This is a genomic window from Chromobacterium fluminis, assembly GCF_011602385.1.
GTDB classification, from domain to species: domain Bacteria; phylum Pseudomonadota; class Gammaproteobacteria; order Burkholderiales; family Chromobacteriaceae; genus Chromobacterium; species Chromobacterium fluminis.
This window is the reverse complement of the sequence record NZ_JAAOMA010000074.1, coordinates 1-13,859: the sequence shown is the minus strand read 5'-3', so window position 1 is coordinate 13,859 and position 13,859 is coordinate 1. Positions and strand designations below refer to the sequence as shown.

The window sequence follows — 13,859 nt, the reverse complement described above, 5'->3', positions numbered from 1 at the left end:
CCCTTGACCCTCCCCTCCCCGTCGGCGACAATCCCCGAGCGCCGTTCTCATTAGCGGCGCCGGGATTGGCGTCCCGCCCTGTACACAACGGACTCGCACCTTATCTGGGTGCGGTCCTGCTTTACCATGGCTGCGCCACTTGGCAGGTGCATGGTGGGAGAGTGTCATTCACTCGCCGGTTGTGTACACGGTAACGCCAATCCTGCCACGCGCCTGCCCAATACCTCGCTTTTCAGGCAGGCGGTTTATCTTGTGTCACAGCAGGAGAAACGGCATGTCCCCTATCCTACCCCGTCGTCGTCGCTACAAACTGACCGCCATCGAACAGCAGGAAATCCTGCTCCCCTTCGTCCGCTACATCCCGGAGCGCGACCATCCGCATTACTGGCAGATGCCTCCGGCCGCCGAGGACTTCGACGCCATGTGCGCCTATGGTCGCGAATGCGCAGCCCATCTACTGCAATGGCTGAAGGACAACCGCTACTACGTGGGCTGCGGCCTGCTGGGCCGGGTGGCGCGCGACATCAGTTTTGACGAGCGTGAGCAGCGCGGCTATTGGATTGGCTTTTTCAACTATCTGGAGCAGATGCTGTTCTTGGGCGCACAGCAGGTGAAGGTTTACCGCCACGTGGACAGCCAGCATCAGATGCATGCCGGCAAGAGCAGACGCAGGCAGTTGGAGGAGCGCTTCGGCCGCATCGGCCTCTAAAGCAAGGGGCGGCGGCCATCACTGACCGCCGCCCTGCATTTCACAAAGCGGAGCCTTGCGGGGCTCCGCCTCGCCTCCCGGCAAGGCACTTCAGACGCTTGGCGCGCCGCCCAACACCTTGTAAACATCCGCCAGGTTTTTCAATTGCTCCTGACGCAGCCGGACCAGCGCGGACTCGCTGCCGCGCCGCGCCTTGGCGGCGTCCAGCCAGGTTTGCGCGTCCACCGCGCCGGCGCGATAACGGCTTTCCGCCAGTTGCTCGCTGCGCCGGTTCAGCGCCAGCGCCTCCGCTTGCAAGCGGGCGGAGCCTTGCAGCCGCTGACGCGCGCTCAGCGCGTTGTCCACCTCCTGATAAGCGCCGTACAAGGTCTTGCGGAAACTGATGGTTTCCAGCTCGTAATCGGCCTGGCTACTCTTCAGTTGCAGGCCTTGCTTGCGCCACTCCAGGAAGGGCAAGGACAGGGAAGCGCCCAGCGCCAGCAAGGGATTTTGCACCAGGCTGCTCAGCGCGCTGCTGCTGGAACCCAGCGAACCGGTCAGTTTCAGCGCCGGGAAGAAGGCCGCGCGCTCCTGATCCACCTTGGCCAGCTTGCCGCGCAAGCGCGCTTCCGCGGCCATCAGGTCCGGCCGCCGCTCCAGCAGGCTGCTGGGCAGGCCGGCGTTTATCGCCGGCAAGGCCGGCTCCAGCGGCAGCTCGGCGATAGCCGGCAAGGCCGCGCCGGGCGGATGATCCAGCAACAAGGCCAGCGCGTTTTCCTTTTGCCCGCGCTCGTCGGCCAGCGTCAGCAATTCCGCCTGCTGGCTCAATACCGCGCTCCGCGCCTGGGTGACGTCCTGCTCGCTCGTGGCGCCGGCGCGCCATTTGGTTTCCGCCAGCGCCTGAATCCGGCGCAGGTCCATCAGATCCGCCTGCGCCAAGCTCTGCCGCGTCTTCAGCGCGGCAATGTCCCAGTACAAGCCGGCCGCCGCGCTGTCGGACAGCAGCCGGGCGGCGGCTTCGTCGTAGCCGCTGGCGCGGAATTCCTGATCCGCGGCGCGCAAGCGCGCGTCCACCCGCCCCCACAGGTCCAGTTCGTAACTGGTGCTCAAGCTGCCGCCGCTGCTGCGGCTCCATGCCGAGGATTCGCCCAGCGTGCGCTTGGTGCCGGCATTGAGCTCGCCGCTCAAGGAGGGCAAGGCGTCGCTGCGCTCCAGGCCCGCGGCAAGCTGGGCCTTGCGCAGCTTGAGCAAGGCGATGCTCAGATCCGGGTTGCGGCTGCGCGCCTGCTCCAGCACCGCCAGCAAGCCGGCGTCGTCAAAGCCTTGCCACCAGCGCTCGCGGCTCATGTCCGTCTGCGATTGGGCCGGGGCCCCGCGCCATTGCGCCGGCGCCTCCAGCGCCTGGCGCTGATAAGGCGTGCTCTGGCAGCCGGCCAGCAAAAGGGCCAGGCCCAAAACAGTGAGATTGGATTTCCAAAGCGTCAAACACTTACTCCCGCGCCAAGGCGTCGATAGGATTCAAACGCGCCGCACTGCGCGCCGGCAGGTAGCCAAACACCACGCCGATGGCGGTGGAGCACGCCACGGCCAGCACGATGGCCTTCAACGACAAAGTCATTTTCCATTTGCTGACCAAGAGCGCGAACACGAAGCTGATGCCGTAGGACAGGCCAATGCCGATGGCGCCGCCCACCAGGCAGACCAGCACCGCCTCGGTCAGGAATTGCTGCAACACATCGGACTGTCGCGCACCCACCGCCATGCGGATGCCGATTTCGCGGGTGCGTTCGGTCACCGATACCAGCATGATGTTCATCACGCCGATGCCGCCCACCACCAACGAGATCACCGCGATCAAGGTCAGCAGCAGAGCGAGCGTGCGACTGGTGTTTTCCACCGTTTTCAACACTTCGTCCATGTTGTAGGTGAAGAAGTCCTTGCTGCCGTGGCGCAGGGTCAGCAGGTGGCTGAGCGCCTTCTCCGCCAGCGCGGTGGGCTGGCCTTCCTTGATGCGCACCACCATGTAGTCGAAATAGGCCTGCCCGAACAAGCGGCTGCCGGCGGTGCTGTAGGGCATCCACATTTGCAGCGATTTGCCGCCGTAGCCGTTGTCCTTGGTTTCCACCACGCCGATGACGGTGGCCGGCACGCTGCCCACCAGCACCACCTGGCCGATGGCTTCCGCGTCGGCGAACAACTTGCGGCGGGTGTTGTTGTCTATCACCACCACCTGACGCTGCATGCGCACGTCCTCGCGGCTGAAGCCGAGGCCGGCGGCCATTTTCATGCCGCGCACACGGAAGAAGGCACTGTCCACGCCGGACACCGAGGCGTTGACGTCCACATTGCGGTAACGGATGCGCAGGCTGTTGGTGGTGACCGGCGACACGCTGTCCACATAGGGTTCCTCGCTCAACACGGCCAGATCGCCGGGCAGGAAGGTGCGCACGCCGTCGGCCTTGTCGTCGCCCCAATCCTTGCCGCGATACACGGTGATGGTGTTGGTGCCGATGGAGCGGATGTCGTTCAGCACATAATTGCGCGCGCCCTCGCCCACCGCGATGATGGACACCACCGAGGTGATGCCGATGATGATGCCCAGCATGGTGAGCACGGTGCGCAGCCGGTTGGCCAGCATGGCGAGCATGGCCATCTTGAAGGCTTCGCTCATGCGCTCGCGCCAGGCCGGCCCAGGCTTGGGCCGCCGTGGCTCGCGCTCGTCCGGCGTCGGGCGCGGCGCGTTGGCGGCGCTGTCGCGCAGAATCTCGCCGTCGCGGATTTCGATGATGCGTTCGGTCTGCGCGGCAATGGACGGGTCGTGAGTCACAATAATGATGGTGTGGCCGGCGGCGTGCAGCTCCTTGAGGATAGCCATCACCTCTTCGCCGCTGTGACTGTCCAAGGCGCCGGTGGGTTCGTCGGCCAGGATGATGTCGCCGCCGTTCATCAGCGCCCGCGCGATGGATACCCGCTGCTGCTGGCCGCCGGACAGCTGGCCCGGGCGATAATCTTCCTTGCCGGCCAGGCCCAGCCGCGCCAACAGTTGGCCTGCGCGCTCGCGCCGCGCTTCCTGGCTCATGCCGGCGTACACCGCCGGCATCGCCACATTGTCTATGGCGCTTAAATGCGGCAGCAGGTGGTAGCGCTGGAAGATGAAGCCGAAGTGCTCTCGCCGCAACGTGGCCAGTTGGTCCTTGTCCAGCGCGCCCACGTCGCGCCCGCCCACTTGGTAATGGCCGGCGGAGGGCTGGTCCAGGCAGCCCAGGATGTTCATCAGCGTGGACTTGCCGGAACCGGAGGCGCCGATGATGGCCACCATCTCGCCGGCGCGGATATCCAGGCTGACCTCCTTGAGCACCGCCACTTCCTCATCGCCGGACGGAAACCGCCGCCACACCCCGGACAGCGTCAGGCTGGCTCCGCTCATGCGCTCACCATCACGCCGCCGCTGGGTTCTTCTTCCTTGCCGCCGGCTTCGCTGGTCACCACTTTCTCGCCGGCTTTCAGGCCGTCCAGAACCTGCACTCGGGTAACGGTCTTCAAACCGATCCGCACCTGCCGCTCATGCAACTGGCCGTCCTTGCCCTGCACCTTGACGCTGTAACGACCATCCTTGCCGGCCGCGCCCAACGCGCTCAGCGGAATGCTCAAGGCTTGCTTGGATTCCGCCAGCACGATGCTGATCTGCGCGGTCATGTCCACGCGCAGCTTGCCGTCGACGTTCTTCACGTCGAACAGCGCCTTGTAAAAGTTGGCGTTATTGATTTTTTCCGGCGTGGGAAGAATCGCGCGCAGCTTGCCGCGGATAGGCCGGTCCGGCGCGCCCAGCACGGTGAAATACACCGGCAGCCCGGCCTTGACGCGGATGACATCGGCCTCGGCCACCTGGGCGTGCACCGTCATCGTATTCAAATCCGCCAGCTTCAGGATGACCGGCACGGTCTGGCTGGCGATCACGGTCTGGCCCTGCTGGGTGACGATTTCTATCACCTCGCCGTCCATCGGCGCGGTGATGCGGGTATAGCCCAGCGTGGTGCGGTTCTTGTCGATCTGGAAACGGTTCTGGCGAATCTGCGCTTGCAGGTCGTCCAGCTCCGCCGTCTGGGTCTGGTAGGCGGTTTCCGCCGCCAGCAGGTCTTTTTGCGAGGTAGAACCTTCGCCCATCATCTGCTTCTGGCGCGCCAGTTCGCGCTCGGCCTGGCGCAGCGTGGCCTGCTTGCTGCGCAGCTGGGCCACGCGGGACTCCAATTGCGCCTCGGAGGCTTTCAGGTCGTTGAGGCTGTTTTCCGGGTCGATCTCGGCCAACAACTCGCCCTTGCTGACGTGGTCGCCCGCCGCCACATTCAGCGTTTTCAGCTGGCCGCTGGCCTGGGCGCCCACGTCCACCTGCCGCAGCGGTTTCAGTACGCCGCTGGCCAGCACCACATCTTCCAGGTCCGCGCGGGTGACTTCCGCGGTCAGCACCTGAGGCGCCGGCTTGGGCGCCAGCCACAGCCAGAGCCCCCAGCCGGCCAACGCCAAAACCGCGGCCAGCACGATACCGTTACGCCAGGGCCTCCGGCCAAGGCCGATGCGGCCTCGACCGCGCAAGGAGCCAATCAAATACAGGGGCAACAACAGCTTACGAATCCAACGCTTCCAAAGTGTCATGTGGTTAGGAGCCGAACCGGAAAGGAGGAAAACATTTTAGGACCGCGGGCGATGGGCTTTGGTTGCATCCCGCGGCGATAATACGCAATTGGCATTATGCGCGTTCGCGCTTGCCTGAGCGTTATATGGGGGGCGTCAGCCCGCGCGCCAAATAGCTTTCTCGCAGATGGCTGCGCAAACACTCCGGGCACAGACAGTCGCCGTGGCCGTAAGGCAAGGGCAGCACCTGCGGCAGTTCAGCGCACCAACACCCGCCCTGGGCGCCGCCGTCGCCGCAGCGGAAGGCCGAGCCGCAACGCTCGCAGCGCTTGTCTTTTACCTTGGGCCGCAAGGCGATCAGCCGCTGCCACACCGCGCGCTTTTGCTCGTCGTCGAAACCGGACCAGCCGGCTATCTCGTCCAAGGTGCGCTGGCAACCCAGGCAATAGGCGCCGCCCTCGTCGAGACGGCAAAGGCCGACACAGGGCGAGGCGGGCGCAGGGTACGCCTTTGTCATCAAAAATCCATATTATGTCGCGAAATCAGTCCGCCATTTTAGCGCAAAGCTGCCGCCGACACGCCACCGAGCTTGACGCTAATCCGTTTATGCACCAAAAATGGGCCACCGCCTTATTCCTGAGGCGAATATCCAAATAGACAAAGCTAAATAGACAAAGAGAAATCAGGAGAAACTCATGAAAACGCATCTTAGCCTCATCGCCTGCGCCACGCTGGCCCTGACCGCCTGCGGCAAATCCGAGCAAAGCGCCGGCAACGCGCCGGCCGAGGCCGGCTCTGTCGTGGTGAAAATCGGCTCCGCCAACCCGCTGACCGGGCCTTTCGCTCACTGGGGCCGCGACGCGGACAACGGCGTCAAGCTGGCGGTGGAAGAAGCCAATGCGGAGAAACTGACCCTGGACGGCAAGCCGGTCACTTTCGAAGTGGTGTCCGAGGACGACCAGGCCGACCCCAAAACCGCGGCCCAGGTGGCGCAACGCCTGGTGGACGGCAAGGTGGCGGGCATCATCGGCCACCTCACCTCCGGCGCGGCCATCCCCGCTTCGCGCATTTACTCCCAGGCCGGCATTCCGATGATCGCCGCCTCGGTAACCAGCCCCAGCTTCACCCAGCAGGGCTTCAAGAACACCTTCCGCATCATCGCCAACGACCGCCAGCAGGGCGAAGCGCTGGCCAAGTACGCGATCGAGACGCTGAAGGCCGGCCGCATCGCCATCGTCGACGACCGCACCACTTACGGCCAGGGCCTGGCCGACGATTTCGCCAAGGCGGTGGAAGCCGCCGGCGGCAAGGTGGTCAAGCGCGAGTTCACCAGCAACAGCGCCACCGACTTCATGGCCATCCTCACCTCGATCAAAGGGCAGAAGCCGGACCTGCTGTTCTACGGCGGCATGGACGCGCAGGCCGCGCCCATGGTCAAGCAGATGAACAAGCTGGGTCTGAAAGCCGCCTTCATGGGCGCGGACGGCATCAATACGCCGGAGTTTTCCAAGTTGGGCGGCGACAGCGCGGAAAGCAGCTACGCCTCCAGCGCCGGCGCGCAAAAAGACAAGATGCCGGGCTTCGCCGACTTCAACGGCAAGTACAAACAGCAATTCAACGCCGACATCCAGGCCTACGCGCCCTATACCTACGACGCCGCGCGGGTGATGATCGCCGCGATGAAGCGCGCCGGCTCCGCCGATCCGGCCAAGTACCTGGGCGAACTCCCCAAAACCGACTTCAAGGGCGTAACCGGCGAGATTCGTTTCGACGACAAGGGCGACATCCAGCACGGCACGGTGTCGCTGTATCAATTGCGCAAAGGACAGTGGGTTGGCCTGTAAGCCTTGCACGGCTTAAGCCGCGCCCCGCTCCGCACCCCGGCCTTCGCCGGGGTTTTTCTTGGTCTCTAGCGATTTTTCTGACCGCGCATAAAAAAACCTAGCGCCATATTAAATAAATAGCTATAACTATTTCTTCACAAACTAACATAAGGAGACTATATGGGCCTGCTTATTTCCCTGATAGCCGGCGGTCTGATCGGCTGGCTAGCCGGCAAGGTCATGGGCGTCAGCGAAGGCGTCATCGCCAATATCGTCATCGGCATCATCGGTTCAGCGCTCGGCCATTGGCTGTTCGGTCGGCTATTGGGCATCGCCTCCGCCTCCGCGGCCGGCTCCTTCTCCTTGCCCGGCCTGGCTTTCGGTATCGCCGGCGCCGCCATCCTCATTTTCCTGCTCAAGAAAATCGGCCTGCTGCGCTGAAATGGACAAAGAAAAAGGCGACGCGTAAGCGTCGCCTTGCCATTGCCGCTCAAGCGGTTTACTTGGCCGCGGAAGCGTCCTTGGACGCGGCGCCGCCGCCCACGGTTTCCAGTACTTTCCACTCGCCGTTCACCACTTTGTAGACGGTGATGCCGCCGTCTTTCAGGTCGCCCTTGGCGTCGTAGGTCCAGCTGCTGGAGGTCACGCCGGAATGGGCGATCTTGGCCAGCACCGGCAGATAGACTTTAGGATCGGTGGAGTTGGCGTCTTTCATCGCCTGGATCAAGGCGCGAGTGGCGTCGTAGCCGTACGGCGAGTAAGTGGCCACGTCCATCTTGAAGCGCGCCTTGTAGCGGCTTTCGTAATCCTTGCCCTTGGGCATCTGCTCCAGCGGCAGGCCGGCCAGCGAAGCGATGGTGCCGTCGGCTTCCTTGCCCGCCAGTTGCAGGAAGGTCGGGGTCTTGGTCATTTCGCCGGAGATCAACGGCGCGGTCAGGCCCAGGCGCTTCATCTGCTTGGCCATCGGCGCGGATTGCGCGTCGGCGCCGCCGTAGAACACCACGTCCGGCGCGGCGGCCTTGATCGAGGTGAGGATAGCGGCGAAGTCGGTGGCCTTGTCATTGGTGAATTCGCGCTTGACCACATTGCCGCCGGCGGCCTTGGCGGCCTTCTCGAACTCGTCGGCCAGGCCCTGACCGTAAGCGGTGCGGTCGTCGACGATCACCACTTTTTTGGCGCCCAGCTTTTCCACCACGAATTTGCCCATCACCGAGCCTTGCTGGGTGTCGGAAGTCATCGAGCGGAAGGTGTTCTTAAAACCCTGCGCGGTGAAGGCCGGCGAAGTGGCCATGGCGATCATCGGGATGCCGGCGTCGGAATAGATCTTGGACGCCGGGATGGAGGTGCCGGAGTTGAAGTGGCCGATGATGCCGTTTACTTTCTCGTCGACGAATTTCTGCGCCAATTGGGTGGCGGTTTTCGGGTCGGCCTGATCGTCCTGGGCTTCCAGTTCGAAGCTCACCGGCTTGCCGCCGATGGTGGGCTTCTCGGCGTTGGCGTCTTCAATCGCCAGGGTCACGCCGTTTTTGTATTCTTCGCCGTAGTGCGCCTGCGGGCCGGTCAGCGGAGCGGCAAAGCCGATCTTGATCACGCTGCCCGCAGCGGCCTCAGCGCCGGCGGAGGCGCCGGCTGCCGGCGCGCCCTCTTCTTTTTTGCCGCATGCGGACAAGGCGACAGCGGCGGCCACGGCCAGGGAAAGAGTCGTCAGTTTGTTTGCTTGCATCATGTTTCCTCTATTTCTCCAGAGATCCCCATCCGTCAATCGTCAGGAATGGGAGTTTGCGGAACCTGTCTAATGTTGTTATATACATCCCGCCCTACCCGTGTAGGGAGGCGAGCGCGGCGGCTGGCGGCATTATTTCAAGGCCGCCAGCTTGTGGCAAGTGGCTTGTTGGACAAGCCCCACGCCACCCCATGCGCGCCGGCGCATGGGAAAACCGGTTTGACGCGCGGTTTTGCAAGGCGGACGAGCCGCCTTGCCTTTAGAGCCGCTAACAAAACCACGCAGAGAAGCTGAGCCAAGGCGCGCCGACGCAGGCAGTACGAGTCGTACGACAAGGAGGCGCAACGCAGGATCAGGGGGTTTGTTAGCGGGTCTCAGTCTCCGATGCTCATCAGGCTGGCGTTGCCGCCCGCCGCGGTCGTATTCACGCTAACCGCGCGCTCCACCACCAGGCGGTGCAGATTGTAACGGCCTTGCGCGTCGGCGCGCAGCAGCGGAACCAGGGCGCCCTCGCGCGCGGCCAACACGCGCTGGGCGGCTTCGGCCTCGGCTTCGGAACCGGAGAACAACACCGCGCCGACCTCCGCCGCCAGCACATCGGCGTCCACCTCCACCAGAGCGCCCAGCTTGGCGGCCAGCCCTCGGCCGGCTTCATTCGCCGGCAGCACCGGGCGATTGCCGGTGGCGAAGGCCGCCGCCAGTTGTTCCGCCAGCGCCTGCGCCGTGGCGCCTTGGCAACCCACCTTGCCGCGCGGCGCGAATTGCAGCGCGTTCCGCTCGCCGGTGGGACCCGGCAGATTCACCAAGCTGGTCAGCGCGCTATCCTTGCGCGCCGCGGCGATGACAGGCTCCAAGGCCAGCCCCAGGCCGCCGGCGGCAGCCGCCAAGGCATCCAGTGCAGGCAAGGACAGCTGCAGGGTCTCCGCAGCCAGTTTCGGCTCCCAGGCCGCGCGGCTCAGTCGGTACAGATAGAAAGGACCGCCGGCCTTGGGACCGGTGCCGGACTTGCCTTCGCCGCCGAAGGGCTGCACGCCCACCACCGCGCCGACGATGTTGCGGTTGACGTAGACATTGCCGACCTTGATCTGGCTGACGATGTTGTCGATGGTTTCGTCGATGCGGCTGTGAATGCCGTGAGTCAGGCCATAGCCGGTGGCGTTGATCTCGGCCACCACCTTGTCCAGCGCATTGGCTTCGAAGCGCAGCACATGCAACACCGGGCCGAACACTTCGCGCTTCAACTGCTTGAGATCGGCGATTTCAAACAGGGTGGGCGCCACGAAAGTGCCCTTGGCGCAGCTGTCGTCCAGCTTGATCTGGTGAGTGGCGCGCGCGCTGGCTTTCATTTTCTCGATATGAGCCAGCAGGCCGGCCTGGGCCTCGGCGTCGATCACCGGGCCGACATCGACATTCAGCTTGGCCGGGTTGCCCACTTTCAATTCATCCATCGCCCCCTTGATCATGGCGATGACTTTGTCGGCGATGTCGTTCTGCAGATAGAGCACGCGCAGCGCGGAACAGCGCTGGCCGGCGGAGTCGAAAGCCGAGCTGAGCACGTCGGTGACCACCTGCTCCGGCAATGCCGAGCTGTCCACGATCATCGCGTTCTGACCGCCGGTTTCGGCCACCAGCACTGGGTCGCCGCCGCGCTTGGCCAGCGTGCGGTTGATGATCTGCGCCACTTCGGTGGAGCCGGTGAAAATCACGCCCTGAACGCGCGGGTCCGCAGTCAGCGCCGCGCCCACCACTTCGCCGCGGCCCGGCAGCAGCTGCAGCGCCGTGCGCGGCACGCCGGCTTCATGCAACAAACGCACAGCGTGCGCGGCGATCAAGCTGGTCTGCTCTGCCGGCTTGGCCAGTACCGCGTTGCCGGCCGCCAACGAAGCCACTACCTCGCCAATGAAGATGGCCAGCGGGAAGTTCCACGGGCTGATGCACACCACCGGGCCCAGCGGGCGATGGCTGGCGTTGTCGAATTCGTCCTCGATCTGCGCCGCGTAGTAGCGGCAGAAGTCCACGGCCTCGCGCACCTCGGCGATCGCGTTGGCCAAGGTCTTGCCGGCCTCGCGCACCGCCAGGCCCATCAACGCCGGCATCTGGTCTTCCATCAAGTCCGCCATCCTTTGCAGGCAGGCGGCGCGCTCGGCCACCGGCGTGGCGGCCCAGTCGGCCGCGCCCTGCTGCGCCAGGTCCAGCGCGCGGTTCACGTCCGCCGCGCTCGCCTCGATCACGCGGCCAACCAAGTCGTCGTGATCCGCCGGGTTGCGCACCTGCTGTACTTCGCCGTCGGTGACATCGCCGTCGCCCAGCATCGGGAAGGCGCCCCATGCTTGCTTTTCGGACGCTTGCAGGCCCAGTTGCAAGGTCGCCAGCACATGTTCGCTGGACAGATCCAGGCCCTTGGAATTTTTGCGCTGCTGCCCATACAGCTCCAGCGGCGCCGGAATCTTCTTGTGCGGCTGGCCGCCGTGGCTCGCGGCCTCGGCCACAGGGTCCGCCACCAATTCGTCTATGGACACCGCCTCGTCCACGATGCGGTTGACGAAGGAGCTGTTGGCGCCGTTTTCCAACAGACGGCGCACCAGATAGGCCAACAGGGTTTCATGCGAGCCCACCGGCGCGTAGATGCGGCAGGCCTTGCCCAGCTTGTCCTGGCCCACCACCTGGTCGTACAGGGTTTCGCCCATGCCGTGCAGGCACTGGAATTCGTAATCCTTGCCGGATGCCAGGTTGAACACCGCGGCCAGGCTGTAGGCGTTGTGGGTGGCGAACTGCGGATAGATCGCGTCCTGCGCGGACAACAGCTTCTTGGCGCAGGCGAGATAAGCCACGTCGGTGTAGACCTTGCGGGTATAGACCGGGTAGCCCGGCAAGCCGTCCACCTGGGCGCGCTTGATCTCCGCGTCCCAGTAAGCGCCCTTGACCAGACGCACCATGAAACGGTGATGGGTGCGACGCGCCAGATCGATCAGGAAATCGATCACATAGGGACAGCGCTTCTGATAGGCCTGCACCACGATGCCTATGCCCTCGAAGCCGTCTAGGTCCGGATCGTTGGCCAGCGCCTCCACCAGATCCATCGAGATTTCCAGGCGATCCGCCTCTTCGGCGTCGATGTTCAGGCCGATATCGTACTGCTTGGCCAGCAGGAACAAGCCCTTCAGACGCGGCAGCAACTCAGCCATCATTCGTTCGTGCTTGATGCGGCTATAACGCGGGTGGATGGCCGACAACTTCACCGAAATGCCGGGGCCGTCGTAAATACCGCGGCCGGCGGAGGCCTTGCCGATAGCGTGGATGGCAGTTACATAGTCTTGTAGATAGCGCTGCGCGTCGGCCTCGGTCATCGCCGCCTCGCCCAGCATGTCGTAACTGAAACGATAGCCGCGCGCCTCGCGTTCACGGCCGTTGGCCAGCGCTTCTTCAATGGTTTCGCCGGTGACGAATTGCTTGCCCAGCATGCGCATCGCCATGTCCACGCCCTTGCGGATCAGCGGTTCGCCGCCTTTGGCGATCAAACGGGTCATCGCAGCCGACAAACCATTCGCGCTGTGCGAAGCCACCAGCTTGCCGGTCACCAGCAAACCCCAGGCGGCGGCGTTGACGAACAAGGAAGCGCTATTGCCCAGGTGAGCTTTCCAATCGCCGCGCGAAATCTTGTCGCGGATCAGCTTGTCCGCGGTCTCGCGGTCCGGGATGCGCAGCAGCGCTTCAGCCAGACACATCAAGGCGATGCCCTCGGCGCTGTCCAGAGAAAATTCATGCATCAAGGCATCTACTCCGCTGGACTTGGTGCGCTCGCGGCGCACCTCCGCCACCAGACGTCGCGCCAGGTCCTGAACCGCCTTGACTTCGCCGTCGCTCATCGCCGCCTGCGGCAATAGCGCCTGCACGCACTCGCGCTCGTCGCGGCGATAGGCAGAAGTAATGGCGTCCCGCAGCGCCGACTGGCCATGGGCAAATGCGTCGAATTGCATGAATTATCTCCGTGTAGTTTGCAGCCCCGGACTATCTCTTTTCATTAGTGCCCGGAAAATTTGTCTATTGTATACAAATGCAAATAGATTGCTGGACAATATGAAGGAAACTTTTCAGCCCATAATCTCATTACAAACAAATCCAACTCGTACAAGTAGTTAGCCCCCTTCCCCCCGCTACGGCACCCGTCTCACTGTTGCATGCCAACAACTTAGAATGGCCGCCAAGCGTCCATACCGCACATGCCAAGGCCGCCGCAACGTGCCACAATGCCGCCCTGACCCTCTTCATCATAGGCAAACCCTCATGCAAACCGTGCTGATCACTTTGAACGCCAGCCCCTATGGCGACGAACGCGCGCTCTCCGCGCTGCGCCTGACGCTTACGCTGGCGCAGCAAGCCGAGCGCTGCCGGGTGCAGCTGTTCCTGCTGTCCGACGCCGTCGTCACCGCATTGAAAAATCAGAAGACCGCGCAAGCGCCGACCCTGGGCGAGATGCTGACCGAAGCGCTGGAATTGGGCGTGACGGCGCGCGTCTGCCGCACTTGCGCCGACGCGCGGGGAATCGATGAAAGCCTGCTGTTGCCGGGCGTCAAGATCGGCACCATGCCGGAGCTGGCCGAATGGACGCTGAGCGCGGACAAAACGCTCAGCTTTTGAATCCGCAAATGCAAAAAGCCCAGACCGTTTGGTCTGGGCTTTTACATTGGGCGCCTGGCAATGTCCTACTTTCACATGGCGAATGCCACACTATCATCGGCGCTAAGGCGTTTCACGGTCCTGTTCGGGATGGGAAGGCGTGGGACCGCCCCGCTATTGTCGCCAGGCATAAACTGTGTCGCTTCTTTCGAGAAGCGAAACGCCAAGTCTTGGACTTGGCGTTATCGTATTGGGCGTCTGGCGGTGTCCTACTTTCACATGGCGAATGCCACACTATCATCGGCGCTAAGGCGTTTCACGGTCCTGTTCGGGATGGGAAGGCGTGGGACCACCTCGCTATGGCCACCAGACATAAACT

The 13,859-nt window shown here is 63.7% G+C and carries 10 protein-coding genes and 2 rRNA genes; 4 read left to right on the top strand and 8 right to left on the bottom strand.

What is annotated here, in order from left to right; all coding sequences use genetic code 11:
- The first annotated feature begins 274 nt into the window (after window positions 1-274).
- Entirely contained in the window at window positions 275-709 is a 435-nt protein-coding gene (locus HA052_RS25890) for a hypothetical protein (protein WP_166454246.1), read from the top strand.
- Window positions 710-799: 90 nt separating this feature from the next.
- On the opposite strand, the gene HA052_RS25885 is transcribed toward HA052_RS25890, so the two are convergent.
- From HA052_RS25885 to HA052_RS25870, 4 genes are all read right to left on the bottom strand, one after another.
- On the bottom strand, window positions 800-2,173 hold the full coding sequence (locus tag HA052_RS25885) for an efflux transporter outer membrane subunit (RefSeq protein WP_166454245.1): 1,374 nt from the start codon (window positions 2,171-2,173) through the stop codon (window positions 800-802).
- A gap of 4 nt (window positions 2,174-2,177) precedes the next feature.
- A complete protein-coding gene (macB, locus tag HA052_RS25880; protein ID WP_166454244.1) occupies window positions 2,178-4,115 on the bottom strand; it encodes a macrolide ABC transporter ATP-binding protein/permease MacB in 1,938 nt (645 codons plus the stop codon).
- Window positions 4,112-5,224: a macrolide transporter subunit MacA gene (gene macA, locus HA052_RS25875; protein ID WP_346774593.1), complete on the bottom strand. Its 1,113-nt coding sequence runs from the start codon at window positions 5,222-5,224 to the stop codon at window positions 4,112-4,114. The genes macB and macA overlap by 4 nt, the downstream gene beginning before the upstream one ends.
- A 235-nt stretch (window positions 5,225-5,459) precedes the next feature.
- Entirely contained in the window at window positions 5,460-5,834 is a 375-nt protein-coding gene (locus HA052_RS25870; RefSeq protein ID WP_166454242.1) for a DUF1289 domain-containing protein, read from the bottom strand.
- A gap of 178 nt (window positions 5,835-6,012) precedes the next feature.
- Here HA052_RS25870 and HA052_RS25865 point away from each other — a divergent pair, with 178 nt between their 5' ends.
- Entirely contained in the window at window positions 6,013-7,161 is a 1,149-nt protein-coding gene (locus HA052_RS25865; protein ID WP_166454241.1) for a branched-chain amino acid ABC transporter substrate-binding protein, read from the top strand.
- 159 nt (window positions 7,162-7,320) lie between these two features.
- The gene (locus HA052_RS25860; protein WP_019101228.1) at window positions 7,321-7,581 is read left to right on the top strand and encodes a GlsB/YeaQ/YmgE family stress response membrane protein; all 261 of its coding nucleotides are present in this window, start codon (window positions 7,321-7,323) and stop codon (window positions 7,579-7,581) included.
- A 58-nt stretch (window positions 7,582-7,639) separates the two neighbouring features.
- On the opposite strand, the gene HA052_RS25855 is transcribed toward HA052_RS25860, so the two are convergent.
- A complete protein-coding gene (locus HA052_RS25855; protein WP_166454240.1) occupies window positions 7,640-8,863 on the bottom strand; it encodes a branched-chain amino acid ABC transporter substrate-binding protein in 1,224 nt (407 codons plus the stop codon).
- 374 nt (window positions 8,864-9,237) lie between these two features.
- A complete protein-coding gene (putA, locus tag HA052_RS25850; protein ID WP_166454239.1) occupies window positions 9,238-12,840 on the bottom strand; it encodes a trifunctional transcriptional regulator/proline dehydrogenase/L-glutamate gamma-semialdehyde dehydrogenase in 3,603 nt (1,200 codons plus the stop codon).
- A 307-nt stretch (window positions 12,841-13,147) separates the two neighbouring features.
- Between putA and HA052_RS25845 the strand changes: the two genes are divergently transcribed.
- Window positions 13,148-13,501 carry a DsrE/DsrF/TusD sulfur relay family protein gene (locus HA052_RS25845; protein ID WP_166454238.1) on the top strand — a complete coding sequence of 118 codons (354 nt, stop codon included), beginning with the start codon at window positions 13,148-13,150 and terminating at the stop codon, window positions 13,499-13,501.
- A gap of 52 nt (window positions 13,502-13,553) precedes the next feature.
- On the opposite strand, the gene rrf (HA052_RS25840) is transcribed toward HA052_RS25845, so the two are convergent.
- Window positions 13,554-13,668 (bottom strand): 5S ribosomal RNA (rrf, locus tag HA052_RS25840).
- A gap of 68 nt (window positions 13,669-13,736) precedes the next feature.
- Window positions 13,737-13,851, bottom strand: a 5S ribosomal RNA gene (gene rrf, locus HA052_RS25835).
- Window positions 13,852-13,859: the final 8 nt, after the last annotated feature.